The organism is Streptomyces sp. NPDC004126 (genome assembly GCF_050275515.1).
Lineage (GTDB): Bacteria > Actinomycetota > Actinomycetes > Streptomycetales > Streptomycetaceae > Streptomyces.
The window spans coordinates 1-23,650 of the sequence record NZ_JBNNPF010000081.1 but is presented as its reverse complement, the minus strand read 5'-3'; the positions used below and the strand labels follow the sequence as shown (position 1 = coordinate 23,650).

The following is a 23,650-nucleotide window of genomic DNA, read 5'->3' as shown; positions in this document are numbered from 1 at the left end:
CCCCGCGGCGGGGCTCCCTCGCCGCCGGGCGGGGTTCTCGCCGCCGGGGGGGGGGGGCGCGCCCCCCCCCCCCAAGGGGTCCGGGGCAACGCCCCGGGGAACGGGCGAAGGGCGGGGCGGGGAGCAGCCCGCGCAGCGGCACCGCCCGCTACGGCCCCGCCGTACCGGCCCGCCCGGCGGCGGCCAGGCCTCATCACCGCCCGGCCAGGGCAGGGGCTCTACGCTGGGCCCATGAACAGCAACCTCGGGCCGGCCCCCAGGGGCGTCGTCACAGGGCTGCCCGACTGGGACCGCTGCGCGGTCATGGGCGTCGTCAACGTCACCCCGGACTCCTTCTCCGACGGCGGCCGGTGGTTCGACACCACCGCCGCCGTCAAGCGCGGCCTCGAACTCGTCGCCCAGGGCGCCGACCTCGTCGACGTCGGCGGTGAGTCCACCCGCCCCGGAGCCACCCGCGTCGACGCCGAGGAAGAGCTCCGCCGGGTCGTGCCCGTCGTCCGGGGCCTGGCCTCCGAGGGCGTCGTCGTCTCCGTCGACACCATGCGCGCCGCCGTCGCCGCACAGGCCGTCGCCGCCGGCGCCCGCCTCGTCAACGACGTCAGCGGCGGCCTCGCCGACCCCGGCATGATCCCCGCCGTCGCCGCCGCCGAGGTGCCCTTCGTGGTCATGCACTGGCGCGGGTTCAGCGACAACATGAACAGCCTCGCCGTCTACGACGACGTCCTCGCCGAGGTCGCCGCCGAGCTCCGCACCCGCATCGACGCCGTCGTCGCCGGCGGCATCGCCCCCGAGCGGATCGTCGTCGACCCCGGCCTCGGCTTCGCCAAGAACGCCGAGCACGACCTGGCCCTCGTCGCCCGCCTCCCCGAGCTGCGCGCCCTCGGCTTCCCGCTCCTCGTCGCCGCCTCCCGCAAGCGCTTCCTCGGCCGGGTCCTGGCCGGCACCGCCGACACCGCCCCGCCGCCGGCCCGCGAGCGGGACGCCGCCACGGCCGCCGTCTCGGCCATCGCCGCGCACCAGGGCGCCTGGGCCGTACGGGTGCACGAGGTACGGGCGACCGCCGACGCGGTTCGGGTGGCCCGTGCCGTGGAAGGGGCTCTTTGATCCGCCCGACGCACACCCGCCGGACGTACTAGGGAAGGGGCACGGTGAGCCGTACCGACATCGAAGCCGTCGAAGAGGCCAACACGGCCTTCTACGCGGCCATGGAGCAGGGGGACTTCGACACGCTGTCGGCGCTCTGGCTCGAGGACGAGATCTCCTGCGTCCACCCCGGGTGGCCGGTGCTCTCGGGGCGGGGCGAGGTGCTGCGCTCGTACGCGCTGATCATGTCCCACACCGAGTACATCCAGTTCTTCCTGACCGACACCAAGGTGGCCCTCATAGGTGACACCGCCCTGGTCACGTGCACGGAGAACATCCTCAGCGGGGGCCCCGCCCCGGAGGCCGGCGAGCTGGGCCCGCTGGTCGGCCAGCTGGTCGTCGCGACGAATGTGTTCCGACGCACACCGGACGGCTGGCGCCTCTGGTCCCACCACGGTTCTCCGGTGCTCACGGACTCCGATGACGAGGACGAAGAGGGCTCCGGCTGACCCCAAGGGCGGGGCCCGAGGTTTATCGCAGGTAAATTCGAAGGTGGACGACGCCGACCGCACTCGGCGTAGGCCCATGGCCCCGGGGAGCCCCGGGACCGGAAGCACCTACGAAAGCAGGAGTGATTCGCGTGGATCGTGTCGCGCTGCGCGGCCTCAAGGCTCGCGGGCACCACGGCGTCTTCCCCCGGGAGCGCGAAGAGGGCCAGACCTTCATCGTCGACCTCGTGCTGCACCTGGACACCCGCCCGGCCGCGGCCGGTGACGACCTGGCCAAGACCGTGCACTACGGGGTCGTGGCCGAGGAGGTCGTGGACGTGGTCCAGGGCGAGCCCGTGGACCTGATCGAGACCCTCGCCGAGCGGATCGCCCAGCAGTGCCTCAAGCACGAGGCGGTGGCACAGGTGGAGGTCGTCGTCCACAAGCCGGACGCGCCGATCACCGTGCCCTTCGACGACGTGACCATCACGATCACCCGGAGCCGCGCATGAACAACGGACTGAACGCCCAGAGCGACCCCACCGTCCAGCCGGTACCCGCCTCCGTCGTCGCGGCGGTCGACGCGGCGGACACCACCCTGTCCAACCCCAAGTGGGCCGTCGTCGCGCTCGGCGCGAACCTCGGCAACCGCCTGGACACCCTCCAGGGCGCCATCGACGCCCTCGGCGACACCCCGGGGCTGCGGGTCAAGGCCGTCTCCCCGGTCTACGAGACGGAGCCGTGGGGCGTCGAGCCCGGCTCGCAGCCCTCGTACCTGAACGCCGTCGTCGCGCTGAAGACCACCCTGCCGCCCTCCTCCCTGCTGGAGCGCGCGCACGCGATCGAGGAGGCCTTCGACCGCGTCCGCGAGGAGCGCTGGGGGCCGCGCACGATCGACGTCGACATCGTGACGTACGCCGACGTGGTCTCCGACGACCCGGTCCTCACCCTCCCGCACCCCCGGGCGCACCTGCGGTCCTTCGTCCTGGCCCCCTGGAACGACATCGACCCCGGGGCCCAGCTGCCGGGCCGCGGCCCCGTCGCGGAGCTGCTGGCCGCGATCGGCCTCACCGGTGTCACGGCACGCACCGACCTGGAACTCCGCCTGCCGGAGTAGCCGTTAGCGTGTTCAGGTAGCAGCCACTGAACAGGGGACGTGCAAGTGAAGCAACTGAGGCCGGCGGTCCTGGCGGGCATCTTCGCGATCGCCGGGGTGCTGTCCTGGGCGGGTGCCCGCCTGTGGAACGCGTACGGCACCCTGCCGGGCGTCCCACTGGCCGCGCCGATCGTACTGGCGGTGATCGCCGTCGTCCTGCTGGCGACGGCCCTGTCGATGCGCGCCCGCCTCAAGGCCCAGCGGGAGCGCCGCCCCGGGGCGAAGGGCGTGGAGCCGCTGATGGCGGCCCGGGCGGTGGTCTTCGGCCAGGCGAGCGCTCTCGTCGCGGCCCTCGTCGCGGGCATGTACGGCGGCGTGGGCGTCTTCCTGCTCACGGACGCGATGGACGTCCCCGCCCGCCGCGACCAGGCCTGGTACGCGGGCGGCTCGGTCATCGCCGGCGCGGCCGTGATCGCCGCCGCGCTGTTCCTGGAGCGCGTCCTGAAGCTCCCGGAGGACGAGGACCCGTCCAAGGCCCGCGCGACGGCCTGAGCCGACCGGCAGGGGCCGGGGCGGGGCCTAGGCGGGCCCCAGCCGCTGCCACAGGGGCGGGGGCAGCGGTCCCAGGTCCTCCCAGTGGCAGACCTCCAACGAGACGATGCGGCCCTCGTCGGCGAAGAGCATCGCCTCGCCGACGTACTCGCCGTCCGGGGACAGGACGCCCCGGCTCGCCACGATCGGGGAGGCTCCGGGCTCCGCCCGCGCCGCCGCCGCGGCCCCCGGCTCGACCCGCAGGTACTGGCTGGGGCAGCCGCAGGTACAGCCGGCCTTCATCACGGCGTACGGGATCTGGGACCGGTAGACCGGGTACTCCCCGGTCTCCCCGTCCCCGTCCAGCAGGATCTCCAGCGTGCGCCGGACGTCCTCGCTCAGCGGCTCCCACACGGCCGGCGCAGCATCCGGCACGGGCTCAGCGGGCCATGATCAGGGACATGGCCTCGTTGCGGGTCGCGGGGTCGCGGAGCTGGCCGCGGACCGCCGAGGTGATGGTCTTGGCGCCGGGCTTGCGGACGCCGCGCATGGTCATGCACATGTGCTCGCACTCGATGACCACGATGCAGCCGCGCGGGTCGAGGATCTCCATCAGGGAGTCCGCGATCTGCGTGGTCAGCCGCTCCTGGACCTGGGGGCGGCGGGCGTAGACGTCGACCAGCCGGGCCAGCTTGGACAGACCGGTGATCTTGCCGTCGGTCGACGGGATGTAGCCGACGTGGGCCACCCCGTGGAAGGGGACCAGGTGGTGTTCACAGCTCGACATGACCTCGATGTCCTTCACCAGGACCATCTCGTCGTGGCCGAGGTCGAACGTCGTGGTGAGGACCTCTTCGGGCCTCTGGTACAGGCCGGCGAATATCTCCTTGTACGCCCGCGCCACACGCGCCGGGGTCTCCAGGAGGCCTTCGCGGTCCGGGTCCTCGCCGACCGCGATCAGGAGCTCGCGGACGGCCGCCTCGGCGCGCTTCTCGTCGAACTCGCCGATCGTGCCCTCGCCACCGGTCAGGGTCACTGGGTCGGTCATCTCATCCTCGTTCCTGTGTGCGCACGCGGCTCGTACAAATGTGCCGCGCCCCCCAGGCTAGAACCTGGGGGGCGCGGCATCCATTCCGGACCTGCTCAGGCCTCCGGACGCTCCTCCGGGGAGGGCTCCGGCGCCTTCTCCACGGACACGGCGGCCGGGGCCGAGGTGCCGTTCGCGGAGTTCGTCAGCTGGAGCTCCTTGGGAGAGAGCACCGGCGGACGGGTGGAGGGGGTACGGCGGGAGGAACCGGTCCACGCCGGGCGGGCCGGGCGCTTCACGATCGTGGAGAAGATCTCGGCGATCTCCTCCTTGCCCAGCGTCTCCTTCTCCAGGAGCGCGAGGACGAGGTTGTCCAGGACGTCCCGGTTCTCGACCAGGATCTCCCAGGCCTCGTTGTGCGCGGTCTCGATGAGCTTCTTGACCTCTTCGTCGACCAGCGCCGCGACCTCTTCCGAGTAGTCCCGCGGGTGCGACATCTCGCGGCCCAGGAACGGCTCGGTGTTGTCCCCGCCGAACTTGATCGCGCCGAGGCGCTCGGTCATGCCGTACTGGGTGACCATCGCGCGGGCCGTCGCCGTGGCCTTCTCGATGTCGTTCGCGGCGCCGGTGGTCGGGTCGTGGAAGACCAGTTCCTCCGCCGCGCGCCCGCCCAGCATGTAGGCGAGCTGGTCGAGCATCTCGTTGCGCGTGGTCGAGTACTTGTCCTCGTCGGGCAGGACCATGGTGTAGCCCAGGGCCCGGCCGCGGGACAGGATCGTGATCTTGTGGACCGGGTCGGAGTTCGGGGAGGCCGCCGCGACCAGGGCGTGTCCGCCCTCGTGGTACGCGGTGATCTTCTTTTCCTTGTCCGACATGATCCGGGTCCGCTTCTGCGGGCCCGCCACGACGCGGTCGATCGCCTCGTCCAGCATGTGGTTGTCGATCAGCTTCTTGTCCGAGCGGGCCGTGAGGAGCGCGGCCTCGTTGAGGACGTTGGAGAGATCGGCACCCGTGAAGCCGGGGGTGCGGCGGGCGACGGCCGAGAGGTCGACGTCCGGGGCGACCGGCTTGCCCTTCTGGTGGACCTTGAGGATCTCCAGACGGCCCTGCATGTCGGGGCGGTCGACCGCGATCTGCCGGTCGAAGCGGCCCGGGCGCAGCAGTGCCGGGTCGAGGATGTCGGGGCGGTTCGTGGCGGCGATCAGGATGACGCCGCCCTTCACGTCGAAGCCGTCCATCTCGACCAGGAGCTGGTTGAGCGTCTGCTCGCGCTCGTCGTGGCCGCCGCCGAGACCCGCACCGCGGTGCCGGCCGACGGCGTCGATCTCGTCGACGAAGACGATCGCCGGCGCGTTGGCCTTGGCCTGTTCGAACAGGTCGCGGACGCGCGAGGCACCGACACCGACGAACATCTCGACGAAGTCGGAACCGGAGATCGAGTAGAAGGGGACGCCGGCCTCGCCCGCGACGGCGCGCGCGAGCAGGGTCTTGCCGGTGCCGGGCGGGCCGTAGAGCAGCACACCCTTGGGGATCTTGGCGCCGACGGCCTGGAACTTCGCCGGCTCCTGGAGGAACTCCTTGATCTCGTGGAGTTCCTCGACGGCCTCGTCCGAGCCCGCGACGTCGGCGAACGTCGTCTTCGGGGTGTCCTTGGTGATGAGCTTCGCCTTGGACTTGCCGAAGTTCATGACCCGGGAGCCGCCGCCCTGCATCTGGTTCATCAGGAACAGGAAGACGACGACGATGAGGACGAAGGGCAGGAGCGAGAGCAGCACGCTCAGGAACGGGCTGGTCTTGTCCGGCGTGACGGAGTAGCCGTCCGGGATCTGACCGGCTTCGTACTTGCTCTGGAGGTTCTGGGCGAGCTGGACGCCCTGGTCCCCGATGTAGTTGGCCTGGAACTTGGTGCCGCTGTTGTTGCCGAGCTTCTGGCCCTTCTTCAGCTCGATCTTGATCATCTGGCTGTCACCGGTGGTCAGCTTGGCGCTGTCCACCTGGCCACTGTTGATCGCCTTGATGACCTCGCTGGTCTCCACCGACTTGTAGCCGCCGCCGGAGCCGACGACGTTCATCAACACGACCACGGCGAGGACGGCCAGCACGATCCACATGACCGGCCCACGGAAGTATCGCTTCACGTCCATCCATACGGGGTGCCGGGCACCCCGTCCCTCCTGCCCGTAGGTAAATGCTGCTGTGAGTAAAGACTGTTCTTCGGAATGTACCTCTGTATTGTCACCCGCGACCTCGAGGGACGGCTGACAGACCCGCCTTCCCACGCTCCAACGTCGGGAACGGCCCCCGGGTTCCCCCGGGGGCGCCGCCGGTGACGGCGTCCGCGAAGGCCGGGGTCAGCCGCCGTAGACGTGCGGGGCGAGCGTGCCGACGAACGGCAGGTTGCGGTACTTCTCCGCGTAGTCGAGGCCGTAGCCGACGACGAACTCGTTCGGGATGTCGAAGCCGACCCACTCGACGTCGATCGCGACCTTCGCGGCCTCGGGCTTGCGCAGCAGCGTGACGACCTTGAGGGAGGCCGGCTGGCGGGAGCCGAGGTTCGACAGCAGCCAGGACAGGGTCAGGCCCGAGTCGATGATGTCCTCGACGATCAGGACGTGCTTGTCCTTGATGTCGGTGTCGAGGTCCTTGAGGATCCGCACCACGCCCGAGGACTGGGTCCCGGCGCCGTAGGAGGACACCGCCATCCAGTCCATGGTGAGCGGGGTGGACAAGGCGCGCGCCAGGTCCGCCATCACCATGACGGCGCCCTTGAGCACGCCGACGATGAGCAGGTCCTTGCCCGCGTACTCCGCGTCGATCTTCGCGGCCAGCTCGGCCAGCTTCGCGTCGATCTCTTCCTTGGTGATGAGCACCGACTGGAGGTCGTTGCCCATGTCCTTCTCGTCCACCCGCATCACTTTCGTTGTCGGCCGGGGCTCCGGGGGTGCCCCCGGAGGACTCAGCCGTGTTTCAGCACCAATCAGCCCTGCCGGATGACAAGTCTGCCACCCTGCCGCTGGGCCTCGACGCGGCCGGGCAGGTTGATGGCGCCCTGGCCCCGCCATCCGGTGATGAGGCGGTCGACTTCCTCGATGTGGCGGGCGAAGAGCGAGCCGGCGGGGGACCCCGCGGCGACCACCGCGCGGCGCAGCACCCTGCGGCGGACGGCCGGCGGCAGCGCGTAGAGCTTGGCGCACTCCAGGCGGCCGTCCTCGTCGCGCACGCCCGCCTCGGCGTCGGCGGCCCAGGCGTCGAGGGCGTCCGCGTCGTCGCGGGAGAGCTGGGCGGTGCGGGCGAGCGCTTCCACGACTCCCTTGCCGAGCGCCTTCTCCAGGGCGGGCAGTCCCTCGTGGCGCAGCCGGGAGCGGGTGTAGGCGGGGTCGATGTTGTGCGGGTCGTCCCAGACGGGCAGGGACTGGACCATGCAGGCCTTGCGGGCCGTCTGCCGGTCGACCTGGAGGAAGGGGCGCCGGTAGCGGTTGGTGCGGCCGGGGCCGCCGGAGACCTCGGCCATGCCGGACAGGGAGCGGATCCCGGAGCCGCGGGCGAGGCCCAGCAGGACGGTTTCGGCCTGGTCGTCACGGGTGTGGCCGAGCAGCACGGCGCAGGCCCCGAGCCGGTCCGCCGCCTCGTCCAGGGCGGCGTAGCGGGCGTCGCGGGCCGCGGCCTCGGGTCCGCCCTCGCGGCCGACGCGCACGGCGACGGACTCCACCGGGTCGAGGCGGAGCGCGGTCATGCGGGTCACGACCTCCGCGGCGCGCAGGTCGGAGCCGACCTGGAGGCCGTGGTCGACGGTGATGCCGCCCGCCCGGATGCCGAGCTTGGGTGCCTCGAAGGAGAGGGCCGAGGCGAGCGCCATGGAGTCCGCGCCGCCGGAGCAGGCGACGAGGACGAGGGGCTGGGTGCCCGCCGCGCGGGGGCGGGGGATGTCGGTGAGGTCGGTGAGGACGTCGTGGAGTACGCGGCGGACCGCCAGGCGTATCGCCGCGACCGCAGGATGGGGACCCATGTCCGGTGCCCTTCGTGGAGTTCGGATGCTCGGAGGCTTCGGGTGTTGCACGGGGGAGATGCGGAATGTCACTCAGAGTGCGTCGATGGTGACAGAGCCGAGCCGTTCCCCGAGCATCGCACGCCCTTCCACGGCTCACGGTCCCTCGGAAGGGTGATGCTGCTTCCCCCAGTGAGACATGTTTACGCCTCCTGCTTCACCTTTCTTCGCTCTGCGTGCTGCCCTTGCGGTGGACCCGGGCCACCCAGTCCGCGGGGCGGGCGATCTCGGCCTTGGTGGGCAGGGTGTTGGGCGAGGTCCACACGCGGTTGAAGCCGTCCATGCCGACCTGGCCGACGACGGCCCGTACGAAGCGCTCGCCGTCCCGGTACTGGCGCAGCTTGGCGTCGAGGCCGAGGAGCTTGCGCAGGGCGGCGTCGAGGCGGCCGGCGCCGCTGGCCCGGCGCTGCTGGAACTTCTCGCGGATCTCGGCGACGGAGGGGACGACCTCGGGTCCGACGCCGTCCATGACGAAGTCGGCGTGGCCCTCCAGCAGGGACATGACGGCGGTGAGCCGGGCGAGCACCTCGCGCTGTTCGGGGGTCTGGACGAGTTCGACCAGGGACGGGCCCTCGTCGCCGCGTTCGCCTTCGGCGCGGGCTCCGGCGAAGGACTGGACGGCCTCGCGGATCCGCTCCAGGACGGCGCCGGGCTCCATCTCGGTGGCGCCGAGGAAGGTCTGGATCTCGCCCTCCATGTGGGCGCGCAGCCAGGGGACGGCGGTGAACTGGGTGCGGTGCGTCTCCTCGTGCAGGCAGACCCAGAGCCGGAAGTCGTGCGGGTCCACCTCCAGCTCGCGTTCGACGTGCACGATGTTCGGCGCGACGAGCAGCAGCCGGCCGCCGGTGGCGGCGCCGCCCGGCAGGTCGGGTCCGGCGGGCGCGAAGGTCTCGTACTGTCCGAGCACGCGGGAGGCCAGGAAGCTGAGCAGCATGCCCAGCTCGACGCCGGTGACCTTGCCGCCGACCGCGCCGATGACGGCGCCGCCGGGAGTGGCGGAGCGGCGGTCCTGCATCTTGCCGAGGAGCGGGCCGAGGAGTTCGCGGAAGCCCGCGACGTTGGCCTTGACCCAGCCGGCCCGGTCGACGACCAGGACGGGGGTGTCGGGGAGGGGGGAGCCCTCGGGGATCATCCGGGTGAACGCGCGCACGTGCTCCTCGGAGGTCCTGGCGTGCCGACGGAGTTCCGCCACCACGGCCCGGGCCTCGTCGCGGCTGACCTCCGGACCCGGCCTGACCAGCCGGGTCGCGGTCGCCACCGCGAGGTTCCAGTCGACCATCTCCGCACCACCGATGCTCGTCATGCGTCAACCGTACGTGGACCGGCGCCGCTGGGGGTCCCCCCGGACGGAGTCTGGGGGAGGATTCCCCTGTGGGTCAGGGGGTGGCGGCGACGGCGGCGGCCAGCTTGTCGAGGCCCTTCTCGGCGGCGGTCTTCTCGGGGGCGTTCGCGGCCAGGAAGGCGAAGGCGAGGAGCCGCCCGGACGGGTCGACGACGGTACCGGCGAGGCCGTTCGCCACGCTGAGGGTGCCGGTCTTGGCCCGGACCAGGCCGGCCGCCGGGGAGTCGCCGGTGTTGCGGGCGCGCAGGGTCCCGGTGAAGCCGGCGACGGGCAGTCCGGTGAGGACGGGCCGCAGCTCGGGGTGGCGGGGGTCGGCGGCCTTGGCGAGGAGGGCCGTCAGGAGGCGGGTGCTGAGCCGGTCGGCCCGGTTGAGGCCGCTGCCGTCGGCGAAGCGGGTGCCCTTGAGGTCGAGGCCGAGGGAGGCCAGCTTCTCGGTGACGGCCTGCTCGCCGCCCTCGAAGCTGGCGGGCCGGCCGGTGGCGAGGGCGGTCTGGCGGGCGAGGGCCTCGGCGATGTCGTTGTCGCTGTTGGTCAGCATCCGCTCGACGAGCCCGGCGAGGGGGGTGGAGAGGGTGGTGGCCAGCGGCTGGGCCCCGGCGGGGGCCTTCGCCTTGGCGGGTTCCCCGCCCACCTTGATGCCGCGGTCGCGCAGCAGGGCGGCGAAGGCGCGGGCGGTGTCCCTGGAGGGGTCGACGGAGCGCTCCACGGTCCCGAAGGTGGAGTCGTCGGGGCGGCCCTCGTCGGCGGTGAGGGCGGTGACGGGGGCGATGTTCTCGTCGCGGCCGATCGTGTGGAGCACGGGCCCGGTGTAGAGGGAGTCGTCGTAGCCGAGGGTCACCGTGTCCTTGCCGGCGGCCTTGAGGGCCTGGGCGGTGTCGGCGGCGAGGGCCACGAGGCTGCCGCCGGAGCCGGCGGGGCTCTTCTTCTTGGCGGTGAGGGACGGGTCGCCGCCGCCGACCAGGACGATCTCGCCGGGGCCTGCTCCGGCCGTCACGGTGGTCCGGATCCGGTGTTCGGGCCCGAGCGCGGCCAGGGCGGCGCTCGCGGTGGCGATCTTGATGGTGGAGGCCGGGGTCATGGGGTCGCCCGCCCCGGACTCGAAGAGCACCCGGCCCGTCGCGACGTCGATCACCGAGGCCCCGGGCGCGGCGCCGAGCGCGGGGTCGGCGAGCAGGGGTGTGAGGGCCCCGGCGAGCGCGGTGGAGCCGGTGTTCGGGCGCGGGGCGAGGCCGCCCAGCACCCCGGGGGCACTGGGTGCGGCCTGCGGGAGGCCGCCGGCGGCGTGATCTGCGCCACCCGTCCGGCTCCAGGAGGCGGCCCTGTCCCGCTCGGCCTTACGCTGGCCGGAGTCCCAAGGACCGGCGGTGACCACCATCGCAGCCGACAGGGCGAGGCCGGCGACGGCCGACCCCCCGATGAGCTGCCACGTCTTGACCACCGGCACCTCGGACCAGCCCCTTTCGCGATCACACATATGCGTGAGGGACACTTAACCACTGCGTCTTGCCGCGAGCATGGCACCCCACCCTCAGGGCTGGGCCGGACGCGCACGCATTTGAATCAAATGCCGTCTCGAAGCAGCCGAGCTTCGGCACTGGGCCGGAGCTGATCATGGAGGAGCAGGACGTGGAGTTCGACGTCACCATCGAGATCCCCAAGGGTTCGCGGAACAAGTACGAGGTGGACCACGAGACCGGCCGGATCCGTCTGGACCGTCGCCTCTTCACCTCGACCAGCTACCCGACGGACTACGGCTTCGTCGAGAACACCCTCGGCGAGGACGGCGACCCGCTGGACGCGCTGGTCATCCTGGACGAGCCGACCTTCCCGGGCTGCCTCATCAAGTGCCGCGCGATCGGCATGTTCAACATGACCGACGAGGCGGGCGGCGACGCCAAGCTCCTGTGCGTGCCGGCCTCCGACCCGCGTGTCGAGCACCTGCGCGACATCCACCACATCTCCGAGTTCGACCGCCTGGAGATCCAGCACTTCTTCGAGGTCTACAAGGACCTGGAGCCGGGCAAGTCCGTCGAGGGCGCGAACTGGGTCGGCCGCGCCGAGGCCGAGGCCGAGATCGAGGCCTCGTTCAAGCGCCTGGAGGCCCAGGGCGGCCACCACTAGGCTCCGCCGGTACTCCGGACCTCCCGCAGCGGGCGGCACCCCTCAGGTGCCGCCCGCTGCGGCGTTCCCGGCCGCGGTGGGCCGCTGCGCGGGGCGAGGTCCCCTCCCCGCCCTTCGCCCGTTCCCCGGGGCTGCGCCCCGGACCCCCCGAGGGCTCCGCCCCCGAACCCTCCCTCATCGCCTCAGGATCCGGTCCCGCCGCCGGAACGACCTCGCTTCGCGACGGACGAAACGATTCCGCATACTGATACCGCCAGGTGATCAAGGGTGGGAGGATGCGTGGCGGAGGCCGAAGGGCCCGGTCCCGAAGACCGGAAGCCGAAGTCCGACGAGGCGCACAGCGCGTTCACCCCGCCGCCCGGCATGGAGCCTGAGGTTCCGGTCGAGGACCAGCCCACGTCCGAGTTCGCCCTGCCGGAGGGTGCCGCCCCGCCCCCTGCCGACGCCGAGGGTTCCGCCTTCGCCGCCCCGGCCACCTACAGCGCCAGCCAGTCCCCGCCCGCCCACACCCCCCTCCCGGCCCCCGGCTTCCCCGCCGCCTCCCCCTGGCAGGACCGGATGCGCACGATGCTGCGCATGCCGGTGGACGTCCGGCCGGTCCCCGAGCCGGTCCAGCGGCAGAGCGAGTCCGGCCCGGCCGTGGGCCGCGTGCTCGACCTGACCCTGCGCATCGGCGAGCTGCTGCTCGCGGGCGGCGAGGGCGCCGAGGACGTGGAGGCCGCGATGTTCGCGGTGGCCCGCTCCTACGGGCTCGACCGCTGCGAGCCCACCGTCACCTTCACCCTGCTGTCCATCACCCACCAGCCCTCCCTGGTCGGCAACCCCGTCTCCGCGAACCGCACCGTGCGCCGCCGCGGCACCGACTACACCCGCCTCGCCGCCGTCTTCCGGCTGGTCGACGACATCAGCGCGCCCGAGGTCGACGTCTCCCTGGAGGAGGCCTACCGCCGGCTCGCCGTGATCCGGCGCAACCGCCACCCATACCCCACCTGGGTGCTCACCGCCGCCGCCGGGCTGCTCGCGGGGGCCGCCTCCACGCTGGTCGGCGGCGGGGTGACCGTCTTCTTCTGCGCCGCCCTCGGCGCCGTCCTCGGCGACCGCCTGGCCTGGTACTTCGCCGACCGCGGGCTGCCCGAGTTCTACCAGTTCGTCGTCGCCGCGATGCCGCCGGCCGCCATCGGCGTGGCCCTGAAGATCGCCGAGTTCGACGTCCGCGCCTCCGCCGTGATCACCGGCGGCCTGTTCGCCCTGCTGCCCGGACGCGCCCTCGTCGCGGCCGTGCAGGACGGCCTGACCGGCTTCTACATCACCGCCTCCGCCCGTCTGCTGGAGGTCATGTACCTGTTCATCGGGATCGTCGTCGGCGTCCTGGTGGTGATCTACGTCGGCCTCCAGTTCGGCGCCTCGCCGAACCCGGACGAGGTCCTCCAGATCCCGCACCGCCCCGTGCTCCAGATCCTCGCCTCGATGGTCCTGGTGTTCACGTTCGCGATCCTGCTCCAGCAGGAGCGGTCCACGGTGTGGATCGTGACCCTCAACGGCGGGGTCGCCTGGGTGACCTTCGGCGCGCTGCGCGCCGCCGAGCTGCCGCCGGTGCCGTCCACGGCCATCGCGGCCGGCCTGGTCGGCCTGTTCGGCCAGCTCTTCTCGCGCTACCGGTTCGCCTCCGCCCTGCCCTACGTGACGGCCGCGATCGGGCCCCTGCTGCCGGGGTCGGCCACCTACTACGGGCTGCTCTCGATCGCCGAGAACCGGCTCGACGCCGGGCTCGCCTCCCTCACCAACGCCGCCGCCATCGCACTTGCGATCGCGGTCGGAGTGAACCTCGGCTCCGAGACCTCACGGCTCTTCATGCGGATCCCGGGGGCGCGCAGCTCGGCCAAGCGCCGGGCCGCGGCGAAGCGCACCCGCGGCTTCTGACGCCCCCCGGGACCCCCGTCCCCGGGTACGCGTACGCCCCGGGGACGGGGACGTCTCCAGGGCGTACGGGGTGGTTCCGGGGCTCGGCGGGCCTCAGCGCTTGGCGTGGCGGCCGCGCTGGCCGGGGGCCGGCGGCTGCTGCTGGTCCTGCTGCGGGTAGCCGGGCTGCGCCGGGCCGGCGGCCGCCTCGGCCTTCTTGGCCTTGCGGGCCTTCAGCACCTCGAAGATCACCGGGATCACCGAGATCAGCACGATGCCGATGAAGATCGGCTCGACGTTCTTCTTGATGACCTCGAACTGGCCCAGCTGGTAGCCGAGGACGGTGACGCCCGCGCCCCAGAGGATGCCGCCGACGACGTTGAAGGTCAGGAAGGTCCGGTACTTCATGGCGCTCGCGCCGGCCACCATGGGCGCGAACGTCCGGATGATCGGCACGAAGCGGGCCAGCACGATCGCCTTGGGGCCGTGCTTCTCCATGAAGTCGTGCGCGGCGTCCAGGTTCTCCTTCTTGAAGACCTTGCTGTTCGGCCGGTTGAACAGCTTCGGGCCGAAGAACTTGCCGAGCAGGTAGCCCACCTGGTCGCCGAGGATCGCGGAAGCCGCGATCATCGTGCAGACGAGCCACAGCGGCTGGCTGATGTCGCCGCTGGCGACGAACAGGCCCGCCGTGAAGAGCAGGGAGTCGCCGGGCAGGAACGCGAAGAAACCCGATTCCGCGAAGACGATGACCAGGATGCCGATCAGGCCGAAATGCCCGATCAGGTACTCCGGGGACAGCCACTGTGGGCCGAGGGCAAGCGTGTAGAGGGGTTCCACGTGTCCGGGCTCTCCTGGATCAGGGGGACGTCTGCGGTGGGGGACGCGACATGGCAGGCGGTCTCAATTATGAACGCACACCGCCCCCACCGGGTTCCAGGGACCGGAGGGGGCGGGATGCGCGGAGGTTCCGCTACGCCTTGCTACGGGCGGCTACACCTTGCGCACGGCGTTCGCCGTGATCGCGTCCCGCAGGTGCTCGGCGACGCCGGGACCCATCGAGTCGTAGTACGCCTTGAAGCGCTCGTCCGCGACGTACATGTCACCGAGGCAGGTGTGCATCTCGTACGGGCAGTCGTAGTACCAGCGCCCGATGTGCAGGCGGTGCTCCTCGGCCATGTCCATGGCCGCCTCGCCGTCCGCCGGCTCGCCCGCCGCCACCAGCGCCCCGTACCGGGCGCCCCAGTCGGCGGACTCGTCCTGGATGCGCTTCCAGTCGTCCTTCGTGTAGCCGGCGGCCCGGCGCTGCGACTCCGCGTAGGCCTCCGTGCCGCCCCAGCGCTGCTCGGCCTCCTCCGCGTACTGCTCGGGGTCCTTGTCCCCGAAGACCTCGAACCGCTCCTCGGGCGTGAGGTTGATGCCCATCTTCTTCGCCTCCATGGCGTGCTCAACGGCCTTGGCCATCTGCTGGAGCCGGGCGATCCGCTCGGACAGGAGGGCATGCTGCCGGCGCAGGTGCTCCCTCGGGTCCGAGTCGGGATCGTCCAGCAGGACCGCGACCTCGTCGAGCGGGAAGCCGAGCTCCCGGTAGAACAGGATCCGCTGCAGCCGGTCCAGGTCGGCGTCGTCGTAACGCCGGTGTCCCGCGCCGCTGCGGCCGCTCGGGGAGAGCAGCCCGATCTCGTCGTAGTGGTGCAGGGTGCGCACCGTGACTCCGGCGAAACCGGCGACCTGCCCCACGGAGTAGCCCATTGCCTTCCGCTCCTTCCGGTTGGGTACGCCCTCCACTGTGGTTCCTCACGCCGCGTGAGGTGCAAGTCCCCTTTCCGGGGGAGGAGGGGAGGAGGGGCTCAGCCCATCGCCTTCGTGCCGTCCAGGGTCTCGCGGACGATGTCCGCGTGGCCCGCGTGCCGGGCGAACTCCTCGATCAGGTGGAGCAGCATCCAGCGCATGGAGACCTTGCCGTTCTCGGGGAACCACGGCGCCGGCGGCAGCGGGAAGGTCTCGTCCAGGCTGGGCAGGTCCGCGACGAAGGCGGTCAGCTCCTCGGTGACCCCGTCCCAGAAGGCCAGGACGGCCGGAACGGTCTCCTCGCCGGTCAGCCGGAAGCCCTCGGAGTAGTCCTCGCGGCCGGCGGCGATCTCGTTGTCCCGCTGCTGCGCCATCCTCAGCCAGCCCAGCTCCACCTCGGCCACGTGCTTGAGCAGGCCGGACAGGGACAGCTCGCTGGCGCTCGGGCGGCTCGCGGCCTGCTCCTCGCTCAGCCCCGCGACCGCCTCGCGCACCGCGGTCCGCTGGGACTCGATGAAGGCGAGCAGGGTGCCGCGCTCGTCGCCCAGGACCTCACCGGAAATCTCTGCCATGGCCATCCACCTCTTCGTCCCGTGTGCGGGGGCTCTCTCCCGCTGACAAGGAACACGCTACGGAGGCTTGCGGTCAGGTTCTGTCCGCAACTCCGCGCCGGTTCGGTGGAACTCAGAACGGGAACTGGGTCCGGCCGTGCTGGACCGAGATCCACTTCTGGGTGGTGAAGGCCTCCACGCTGGCCTCGCCGCCCAGCCGGCCCAGCCCGGAGGCCTTCTCGCCGCCGAAGGCCGTGAGGGGCTCGTCCCCGATGGTGGAGTCGTTGACGTGGAACATGCCGGTCTCGACGCGCCGGGCGAAGCGGACGCCGCGCTCCACGTCGCGGGTGTGGACCGCGCCGCTGAGCCCGTACGGGGTCGCGTTGGCCAGGCGTACGGCCTCCTCCTCCCCGTCGAAGACCACCAGCAGGGCGACCGGCCCGAAGATCTCCTGGCCCAGCAGCGGGGAGTCCTCGGGGAGGTCGGCGAGGACGGTCGGCTCGACCAGGTTGCCGCGCGTAGACCCCCGTACGAGCGCCCGCGCCCCGGATTCCACGGCGCGGTCCACGAGCGCGGTGAGCGCGTCCGCCTGGAAGGAGTTGATGAGCGGGCCGATGTGGGTGTCCGCCTCGCGGGGGTCCCCGGTCTTCAGGGCGCGCACGCGGGCGGTGAACTTCTCGGTGAACTCCTCGGCCACGCCCGCGTCGACGAGGATCCGGTTGGCGGCCATGCAGACCTGGCCCTGGAAGACGAAGCGGCTGAAGACGGCCGCGTCCACCGCGTAGTCGATGTCGGCGTCGTCGAGGACGACCAGGGCGCTGTTGCCGCTCAGTTCGAGGACGGTGCGCTTGAAGTGGCGGGCGGCGACCGATCCGACGTGGCGGCCGGTGCGGTCGGAGCCGGCGAAGGAGATGACCTTGGGGACGGGATGGGTCAGGATCGCGTCGCCTATCTCCGCGATGTCGGTGACCAGCACGTTCAGCAGTCCGGCCGGCAGGCCCGCGTCCTCGAAGATCTTGGCGATGATCCCGCCGCCGGCCACCGGGGCGTTCTGGTTGGGCTTGATCACGACCGCGTTGCCCAGCGCCAGCGCCGGGGCGACCGACTTCAGGGTCACCAGGAAGGGGAAGTTGAAGGGGCTGATCACCGCCACCACGCCGACCGGGAGGCGCTGGACCCGGTTCTCCTTGCCGGCGACGGGCGAGGGCAGGATGCGGCCGTCGGGGCGGACGGCGAGCTGGACCGCCTCGCGCAGGAACTCCATCGCGAGGTGGACCTCGTACTCGGCCTTGGGACGGGTCCCGCCGAGTTCGTCGATCATCGCCTCGACGATCTCCTTGTGGCGCTCCTCCGTGATCCGCAGGGCGCGCTCCAGGACGGTGCGTCTCGCGTAGGGTCCGGTGGCCGCCCAGTCGCGCTGGGCCCGCTCGGCGGCACGGTAGGCCCGGTCGACCTGCTCGACGGTGGCCACGGTGACGGCCGCGAGCTTCTCCCCGTTGTACGGGTTGACGTCGATGATGTCCCACGAACCGGTGCCGGCCAGCCATTCGCCGTCGATGTACTGGTGAGCCAGGTCGGTGAATATGGACATGCCATCCCTTACTGCGAGCGCGCACCCTTGCGCTGCACCGGAGACCGATCGGTCATCTTCATGCACTGATCAGACGTCATAGTACGTGCGGTTCAAGACAGTTGGAGGAGTCCGCGCAGGAGATCGCGGGTCTGCCCCGGATCCGGGCAGTCGGCCTGGAGCCGCTCCATCGCCCGCGCGTACTGGGCCACTTCTTCTTCTTTGTCCAGGTAGAGCGCGCTGGTGAGCTGCTCCAGATAGACGATGTCCTGGAGGTCGGACTCGGGGAAGCGCAGCAGGGTGAAGGCTCCGCTCTCGCCCGCGTGTCCGCCGAAGGAGAAGGGCATCACCTGGAGCCGCACGTTGGGCCGCTGACTGATCTCGATGAGGTGTTCGAGCTGGCCGCGCATCACGTCCCGGTCGCCGTACGGGCGGCGCAGCGCGGCCTCGTCGAGGACGGCGTGGAAGACGGGGGCGTTCTCGGAGACCAGCACCTTCTGGCGCTCCAGGCGCAGCGCGACGCGGCGGTCGATCTCGGCGGCGCTCGCGCCGGGCATGCCGCGGCGCACGACGGCCTGGGCGTACGCCTCGGTCTGGAGCAGGCCGTGGACGAACTGGACCTCGTAGATGCGGATGAGGGAGGCCGCCCCCTCCAGTCCGATGTAGGTCTGGAACCACCCGGGCAGCACGTCGCCGTAGCTGTGCCACCAGCCCGCCGCGTTGGCTTCCCTGACCAGACCGAGCAGGGACTCCCGCTCGGCGCCGTCGGTGACCCCGTAGAGCGTGAGGAGGTCCTCCACGTCCCTGGCCTTGAAGCTCACCCTTCCCAACTCCAAGCGGCTGATCTTCGATTCGGATGCGCGGATCGAGTAGCCGGCCGCCTCACGGGTGATGCCGCGGGATTCTCGGAGTCGCCTGAGCTGTGAGCCCAGGAGGATGCGGCGCACCACAGAACCGCTGGCTTCTGCGGTCACTAGTCCTGCCCTCCCCATCGCAATGGTGTGCGCGTGGTGTGCGCGTGCCTCGTCGGAGCCCCCGTACCCCGGTGCCGCAGTCTGCCACCAAAACGCATCGGCCCGTACTCGTTCTGTAACGGAATCCGGCGTCCCGGAAAAGAAGTCCGTAAGTATGCGTAGGAAGAAATGAGCAAGAACCGTCACGGGAGTGGACGGGTCGGGCGCGTGCACGTGCATCTGCCCTTGCATCCGGCTTCGGCATTCGGAACGATGGTGCCGCGCACCTGCGTGCTCTTCGCGCCGGCGCGGGACCCACCCCGCAGTTCTCTTTGGACAAAGCCGCCCGCTTCGTCCGCGAATCCCGGGAGTGCCTCGCATGGGGACGAATGGATCGGTCATGCTCGAGCCGTTACGGCAGGGGCTGCCCCCGGTCGACCCCACGGCTGTCTCCGGATCCGCCTCCTGCGCCCTGCCCGCCCGTTTCGACGCGGTGCGCGGCGCCCGGTCCTTCACCAGGTCGACCCTCTCCCAGTGGGGCCTGGACAACCGCTTCGACGACGTCTCCCTCGTCGTCTCCGAACTCGTCACCAACGCCCTGCGCCACGCCCTGCCGGACGATGCGCGGCCGTCCGGGGAGCCCGAGGCGGCGGTGCGGCTGCACCTGATGCGGTGGAGCACGCGGCTGGTGTGCGCGGTGCGGGACCCCAGCGAGGACCGGCCGGGCGGGTCCTTCGCGCCGGAGCGCACGGACGAGAACTGCGACCTGGAGTCGGGGCGGGGGCTGTTCCTGGTGGACGCCTACAGCGACAGCTGGGGCTGGCACCCGCTCGCGGGGCGGCTGAGCGGCAAGGTGGTCTGGGCGCTGTTCATGCTCCAGGACTTCCAGGACTGACGCCCCGGGGCCGCACCCGCCGCCCGCCACGCCCCCCGGGGCGCCTTTTCGGACCACCGGCCGGGACCGATCGCTGCGATCGGTCCCGGCCGGTGCACGTGCATGGCGTGATCTTTGCGCCGTTCCGTCAGCCGACCAGGTGGTCGAACTCGCCGTCCTTGACGCCCGCCAGCAGCGCCTCTATCTCGGCCGGCGTGTAGACGAGCGCCGGTCCGTCGGGAAAGCGCGAGTTGCGCATGGCGACGTCGCCCCCGGGCAGTCTGGCGAACTCCACGCAGGATCCCTGCGAGTTGCTGTGTCTGCTCTTCTGCCAGGTCAGCTGGTACAGGGAAGTGAGTTCTGCAGCTGCCATCCCGTTGTACGCGTGGTCCACAGGAAGCCCCCGATAGTGCAGATGTCAACTGCACCGGATCATAGCTGTGTTCACCACCGCGTGCATGGGCAGATGCACGTGCACGCGCGGTGTTCCACCCATCACTGTTGATCACCATTGATGGCGGTTCAGGACCCCGGCGCTCCGCTTCACCGGCGCAGGGGCCCTGGTCAGGGGCGCAGCGCCTCCGACACCTCGTCGAGGGACTCCAGCAGCCGGCCGGCGGCCCCGCGCAGGACGTCCGGCCCGGGGGCCTCCCAGTCCGCCAGCAGCTCCCGGACCCCGTCCCACTGCGGGACCCTGCGCTCCCGGACCGCCTTGGCCCCCGCCCCGGTCGCCTCCCGCACCGCCCGCGCCAGCTCCGCGGCCTCCGGCACCGGAGCGCGGTCGCGGTCGGGAAGGTGGGCCTCCAGCAGCATCGCGCCCCGGCCCAGCGCCGCCAGCGCGTCCCCCGCCCCCTCGGCGGCCGCCCGGGACAGCCCCCGGTGGCGGACCGGCTCCCCCTCCGCCCGTGCGAGCGCCTCCCGCCAGGCGATCCGGGCGTCCCGGGCCGCCAGCAGCGCCTCCCGCACGTCCGCGCGCCGGGCCCCGGCCGGGTCGGCGTACTGCCCGAGCACGGCGGCCGCGTACCGGCCGTCGGCGGCGAGCCAGTCGGCGAGGCGGGTGCGCAGCCGCGGCGTCTCCCAGGCCGGGTAGAGCGCGTACGCCAGCATCGCGAGGACCCCGCCGACGAGGGTGAGGGCGATCCGGTCGGGCACCGTCTGGTCCCAGCGGACGCCGCCCATGCCGAGCAGGAAGACCACGTACGCGGAGACGAAGACCTGCGTGACGGCGTACCCCGTGCGCATCAGCACGTACATCAGGCCCGCGCTGACGACGGCCAGCAGCCCCGACAGGTACATCCCCGGCTGCGCCAGCTGCACCACCGCCGTGGCCGCGCCCACCCCCACCAGGGTGCCGCCGAAGCGGGCGACGGCGCGGGACCAGGTCTGGGTGAAGTCGGGCCGCATCACCATCACCGAGGCCATCGGCGCCCAGTAGGCGTGCCCGAACGGCAGTGCGTGCCCGACGAGGTACCCCGCGCACGCCGCCGCCGTCACCCGCACGGCGTGCCGCAGTACGGGCGAGCCCGGCCGCAGCTCGGCCCGTACGGCCTTCAGCGCCAGCGGCACCATGGCCGGCACGGTGGGCCGCAGCATGGCCTCGGCGGGGTCGGCGTAGCGCCCGGAGCCCGGCTCGGCCGTCTCCAGCACGTCGTCCAGCAGGGCGGCGAGCCTGCGCGCGGCCCGCAGCGGCGCACCGGTGAGCACCTCCGGCAGGTCGGGCGCCTTCAGCACGGCCAGCGCCGGCGCGGGCAGGCGTACGGGGTCCCCTTCGCGGATGGCGTGCGCGGCGGCGTCCAGCACCGCCCCGGCGGCCTCCAGCAGCTCCCGCACCCGGTCGCGGGCCGGCCCCTCGGCGGGGGCGCCGACGGCCGGGTCGGCGAGGGAGGCCAGCACGGGCCGGATCCGCTCGGCGAGCCCCCGCGCCCCGTGCAGCTCCGCGGGCCGGCGCCGGGCCTGCCGGACGGTGACGGCGGCCGCGTCGCGGGCCTTCATCAGCGGCTCCGGGTCGAAGGAGCTGACGGGGTCGTGCCGCAGCCGGCGGGCGTAGTCGGCCTCGGCGGCGAGGGCGTCGGCCAGGGCGTCGCGCCGGTCGCCCCAGCGGCGGACCGGGAACAGCACGATCAGCAGGGCCTGCACCACCCCGCCGGCGGCGATCATCGCGGCGTGCCCGGCGGCCTGCGGGACGGAGGTCGGCAGGGTGACGGTTACCAGCATGATCGCGACGTTGCCGGAGGCGATGATCCCGGCGGTGGGCCCGGCCGCCCACATCAGCCCCGCCGCGAAGGACCAGACGGCGAGCATCGGCAGGAACAGCCCGACGTCGGCGGACCCGACGAGGTACCCGGTGAAGGTGGAGACGGCCAGGGTCAGCCCGGAGGCGAGGGCGAGCACCGGGCGCGGGCGCCAGCTCTGCTGGAAGGTGGCCACGGCGGCCATGAAGGCCCCGAACGCGGAACTGGCCGCCGCGCCCGGCCCGAGGAGGGCCAGCCCGGCGGCGATGACGATCGCCAGCCCGACGGCGGCCCGGAGGGCGACGAGGGGCTCCAGGCGGGCCCGCTCGACCTTCATGCCCGCGCGCGCGGTGTCCCTCAGCGCGCGGAGCCAGCTCATGGCGTCGAGCGTAACCGTTCGTAACTCTTTTCAGCTTTTCTTCAGAGTTGTGCACCACCCGTGCGGCCCTGTTCGATGGGCCGCACTGTCGATCGACCGTCCGTCCGTCCGTCATCCGGAAAGTGGGTAGTGCATGCTCCGCAACGGCCTGGAACCCTGGCACATCATCATCGTCCTGGCGGTCGCCCTGCTGGTCTTCGGCTCGAAGAGGCTGCCGGACATGGCCCGTTCGCTGGGCAAGTCGGCCCGCATCCTCAAGTCGGAGGCCCGCGCGATGCGCGCGGAGGACACGGCTTAGGCCCAGGGGAGGCCTAGGGGAGTGAGGGGCGCCGCCCGCCGACGTGGGCGGCGTCGGCGGCCGCCGTGCCGTCCTCCCAGCCCGCGTGGTCGGTGGCGCCGCGCAGCCGGGTCGTCGTGGTCCGGGGGAACATCTCCTCGGCCCGCGCGCCGACCGCCACGTCCCGGGCCACCAGGGCGGGCAGGTAGTCCGGGGCCTCGGTGGCCGTGTGCTCGGCGGTCTCGGCGAGCCGGCGGCCGAGCCGGCTGGCGTAGGCCAGCAGGAAGGACTGCCGGAAGGTCTTGGTCCGCTTGCGCCCGCCGGCCCGCTGGGCGGCCTCCGCCCGGGTCATGGCGGCCGTGCCCTGCACGAGCAGCGAGGTGTACAGCAGCTCGACGGCCTCCAGGTCGCTCTCGAACCCCACCACGGTGGAGAACTCGAAGGCGCTGTTCCACACCGCGCGGCAGCGGTTCGCGGTGGCCACCGCGTCCAGCAGCACCGCCTTGGCCTCCTCGTACGGGGGCTCGACCCCGATCCGGCAGGCGCCGGGCACCTGCGCCGGAGCGCCGCCGCGCACCGCGAGCAGCGCCTCGTCCACCGTGTGCCGGGCCATCAGCTCCTGCGCCTTGGCGCTGAGCGCCTCGGCCTCCTCGGGGTAGGTCGTCGCCTCGGCCTTCGCCAGCAGCGCCCGGATGCGGCCGAGCATGCGGGGCTCGATGTGCGCGTGCGCGAGGGCGTCACCGGCCGGATCCCCCGGGACCGGGCCCACCGGCTCGACGGACGGCAGCCGGACCAGCAGCCGGTACAGCTCCAGGACGGCGGTGGCCAGGGTGAACCGGTCCGCCCGCTCGCGGCGCGCGAGCCGCTCGGCGTACTCCTCGTCCGCCGGCCACCACACCTCCGGCGCGCCCCACCGCTCGGGCAGCCGGGCGTACCGGCGGGCCTCGGCGGCGATCACGTCCCCGGCGACGGCGAGGTGCACGGCGTCCAGGTCCCGCCGCACCAGCCGCAGCACGTCGGCGGGCTGCCAGCCCCGCTCCCACGCCTGCCGCGCGTACGCCTCCCCGCGCGCGAGCAGCTCCCGCCCGACCCCGGCCCACGCCGCGCCGTCGGCGGCGAGCACGGACGCCCCGACGTCGAGCCCGGCGTCGTCCTGGGCGTAGAGGGCGGCCGCGAAGGCCCGGTCGACGATCTCGGCGTACTGACTCACCCCTTCAGCTTTGCACGCCGCCTGTCCGACGCGGGGCGGGGTCGGTGGGCCGCTGCGCGGGGCCGGTCCCCTACCCGCCCTTCCACCGTTCCCAGGGGGCTCCGCCCCTGACCCCGGTCCTCAAACGCCGGACGGGCTATAGACAGCCCCGCCGGCGTTTGAGGCGCGGGGGTCCAGGGGCGGAG

At 72.3% G+C, this 23,650-nt stretch carries 23 protein-coding genes and 1 pseudogene; 9 read left to right on the top strand and 15 right to left on the bottom strand.

Annotated features, from left to right (window positions below):
* Positions 1-231: 231 nt before the first annotated feature.
* The 5 genes from folP to ACQKM2_RS38350 all read left to right on the top strand — a co-directional run bounded on the left by folP (position 232) and on the right by ACQKM2_RS38350 (position 3,219).
* A complete protein-coding gene (gene folP / locus ACQKM2_RS38370) occupies positions 232-1,104 on the top strand; it encodes a dihydropteroate synthase (protein ID WP_427718225.1) in 873 nt (290 codons plus the stop codon).
* 44 nt (positions 1,105-1,148) lie between these two features.
* Complete coding sequence (locus tag ACQKM2_RS38365) at positions 1,149-1,592, top strand: nuclear transport factor 2 family protein (protein ID WP_427718222.1); 444 nt, start codon at positions 1,149-1,151, stop codon at positions 1,590-1,592.
* Between the two features lie 131 nt (positions 1,593-1,723).
* Positions 1,724-2,083 carry a dihydroneopterin aldolase gene (folB, locus tag ACQKM2_RS38360; RefSeq protein ID WP_030010912.1) on the top strand — a complete coding sequence of 120 codons (360 nt, stop codon included), beginning with the start codon at positions 1,724-1,726 and terminating at the stop codon, positions 2,081-2,083.
* Positions 2,080-2,688 (top strand): 2-amino-4-hydroxy-6-hydroxymethyldihydropteridine diphosphokinase, encoded by a 609-nt coding sequence (gene folK / locus ACQKM2_RS38355; protein ID WP_427718219.1) that lies wholly within the window; start codon positions 2,080-2,082, stop codon positions 2,686-2,688. Before folB ends, folK begins: the two co-directional genes overlap by 4 nt.
* Before the next feature lie 45 nt (positions 2,689-2,733).
* Positions 2,734-3,219 (top strand): DUF3180 domain-containing protein, encoded by a 486-nt coding sequence (locus ACQKM2_RS38350; protein ID WP_427718217.1) that lies wholly within the window; start codon positions 2,734-2,736, stop codon positions 3,217-3,219.
* 27 nt (positions 3,220-3,246) lie between these two features.
* Here ACQKM2_RS38350 and ACQKM2_RS38345 read toward each other — a convergent pair whose 3' ends face one another.
* The 7 genes from ACQKM2_RS38345 to dacB all read right to left on the bottom strand — a co-directional run bounded on the left by ACQKM2_RS38345 (position 3,247) and on the right by dacB (position 11,086).
* The gene (locus ACQKM2_RS38345) at positions 3,247-3,633 is read right to left on the bottom strand and encodes a hypothetical protein (protein WP_427718215.1); all 387 of its coding nucleotides are present in this window, start codon (positions 3,631-3,633) and stop codon (positions 3,247-3,249) included.
* 4 nt (positions 3,634-3,637) lie between these two features.
* Positions 3,638-4,246 carry a GTP cyclohydrolase I FolE gene (gene folE / locus ACQKM2_RS38340; protein ID WP_427718212.1) on the bottom strand — a complete coding sequence of 203 codons (609 nt, stop codon included), beginning with the start codon at positions 4,244-4,246 and terminating at the stop codon, positions 3,638-3,640.
* Positions 4,247-4,341: 95 nt separating this feature from the next.
* Complete coding sequence (ftsH, locus tag ACQKM2_RS38335) at positions 4,342-6,369, bottom strand: ATP-dependent zinc metalloprotease FtsH (protein WP_427718209.1); 2,028 nt, start codon at positions 6,367-6,369, stop codon at positions 4,342-4,344.
* A gap of 207 nt (positions 6,370-6,576) precedes the next feature.
* On the bottom strand, positions 6,577-7,137 hold the full coding sequence (gene hpt, locus ACQKM2_RS38330) for a hypoxanthine phosphoribosyltransferase (RefSeq protein WP_007264874.1): 561 nt from the start codon (positions 7,135-7,137) through the stop codon (positions 6,577-6,579).
* Between the two features lie 65 nt (positions 7,138-7,202).
* Positions 7,203-8,231: a tRNA lysidine(34) synthetase TilS gene (gene tilS / locus ACQKM2_RS38325; protein ID WP_427718206.1), complete on the bottom strand. Its 1,029-nt coding sequence runs from the start codon at positions 8,229-8,231 to the stop codon at positions 7,203-7,205.
* A 196-nt stretch (positions 8,232-8,427) separates the two neighbouring features.
* The gene (locus ACQKM2_RS38320; protein ID WP_427718205.1) at positions 8,428-9,573 is read right to left on the bottom strand and encodes a zinc-dependent metalloprotease; all 1,146 of its coding nucleotides are present in this window, start codon (positions 9,571-9,573) and stop codon (positions 8,428-8,430) included.
* A gap of 73 nt (positions 9,574-9,646) precedes the next feature.
* Positions 9,647-11,086: a D-alanyl-D-alanine carboxypeptidase/D-alanyl-D-alanine endopeptidase gene (gene dacB / locus ACQKM2_RS38315; RefSeq protein ID WP_427718203.1), complete on the bottom strand. Its 1,440-nt coding sequence runs from the start codon at positions 11,084-11,086 to the stop codon at positions 9,647-9,649.
* 152 nt (positions 11,087-11,238) lie between these two features.
* Between dacB and ACQKM2_RS38310 the strand changes: the two genes are divergently transcribed.
* Together ACQKM2_RS38310 and ACQKM2_RS38305 are read left to right on the top strand one after the other, a co-directional pair.
* Complete coding sequence (locus ACQKM2_RS38310; protein WP_045946146.1) at positions 11,239-11,733, top strand: inorganic diphosphatase; 495 nt, start codon at positions 11,239-11,241, stop codon at positions 11,731-11,733.
* 279 nt (positions 11,734-12,012) lie between these two features.
* A complete protein-coding gene (locus ACQKM2_RS38305) occupies positions 12,013-13,653 on the top strand; it encodes a threonine/serine exporter family protein (RefSeq protein ID WP_427718201.1) in 1,641 nt (546 codons plus the stop codon).
* Positions 13,654-13,776: 123 nt separating this feature from the next.
* Here ACQKM2_RS38305 and ACQKM2_RS38300 read toward each other — a convergent pair.
* From ACQKM2_RS38300 to ACQKM2_RS38280, 5 genes and pseudogenes are all read right to left on the bottom strand, one after another.
* Positions 13,777-14,469: pseudogene (locus ACQKM2_RS38300) on the bottom strand (DedA family protein); the annotation flags it as partial.
* A 153-nt stretch (positions 14,470-14,622) separates the two neighbouring features.
* Complete coding sequence (locus ACQKM2_RS38295) at positions 14,623-15,381, bottom strand: MerR family transcriptional regulator (RefSeq protein WP_427718198.1); 759 nt, start codon at positions 15,379-15,381, stop codon at positions 14,623-14,625.
* A gap of 98 nt (positions 15,382-15,479) precedes the next feature.
* Complete coding sequence (locus tag ACQKM2_RS38290) at positions 15,480-15,998, bottom strand: DinB family protein (RefSeq protein WP_427718196.1); 519 nt, start codon at positions 15,996-15,998, stop codon at positions 15,480-15,482.
* 106 nt (positions 15,999-16,104) lie between these two features.
* Complete coding sequence (locus ACQKM2_RS38285; RefSeq protein WP_427718195.1) at positions 16,105-17,562, bottom strand: aldehyde dehydrogenase family protein; 1,458 nt, start codon at positions 17,560-17,562, stop codon at positions 16,105-16,107.
* A gap of 92 nt (positions 17,563-17,654) precedes the next feature.
* The gene (locus ACQKM2_RS38280; protein WP_427718193.1) at positions 17,655-18,533 is read right to left on the bottom strand and encodes a helix-turn-helix domain-containing protein; all 879 of its coding nucleotides are present in this window, start codon (positions 18,531-18,533) and stop codon (positions 17,655-17,657) included.
* Between the two features lie 361 nt (positions 18,534-18,894).
* Here ACQKM2_RS38280 and ACQKM2_RS38275 point away from each other — a divergent pair, with 361 nt between their 5' ends.
* Positions 18,895-19,389 carry an ATP-binding protein gene (locus tag ACQKM2_RS38275; protein WP_427718191.1) on the top strand — a complete coding sequence of 165 codons (495 nt, stop codon included), beginning with the start codon at positions 18,895-18,897 and terminating at the stop codon, positions 19,387-19,389.
* Positions 19,390-19,516: 127 nt separating this feature from the next.
* On the opposite strand, the gene ACQKM2_RS38270 is transcribed toward ACQKM2_RS38275, so the two are convergent.
* Complete coding sequence (locus tag ACQKM2_RS38270; protein ID WP_125818357.1) at positions 19,517-19,762, bottom strand: DUF397 domain-containing protein; 246 nt, start codon at positions 19,760-19,762, stop codon at positions 19,517-19,519.
* A 170-nt stretch (positions 19,763-19,932) separates the two neighbouring features.
* Complete coding sequence (locus ACQKM2_RS38265; RefSeq protein WP_427718187.1) at positions 19,933-21,978, bottom strand: FUSC family protein; 2,046 nt, start codon at positions 21,976-21,978, stop codon at positions 19,933-19,935.
* Between the two features lie 133 nt (positions 21,979-22,111).
* Between ACQKM2_RS38265 and tatA the strand changes: the two genes are divergently transcribed.
* Positions 22,112-22,276, top strand: a complete 165-nt coding sequence (gene tatA / locus ACQKM2_RS38260) for a Sec-independent protein translocase subunit TatA (RefSeq protein ID WP_427718185.1) — start codon at positions 22,112-22,114, stop codon at positions 22,274-22,276.
* A gap of 13 nt (positions 22,277-22,289) precedes the next feature.
* On the opposite strand, the gene ACQKM2_RS38255 is transcribed toward tatA, so the two are convergent.
* Positions 22,290-23,465 (bottom strand): DUF2786 domain-containing protein, encoded by a 1,176-nt coding sequence (locus ACQKM2_RS38255; RefSeq protein ID WP_427718183.1) that lies wholly within the window; start codon positions 23,463-23,465, stop codon positions 22,290-22,292.
* Positions 23,466-23,650: the final 185 nt, after the last annotated feature.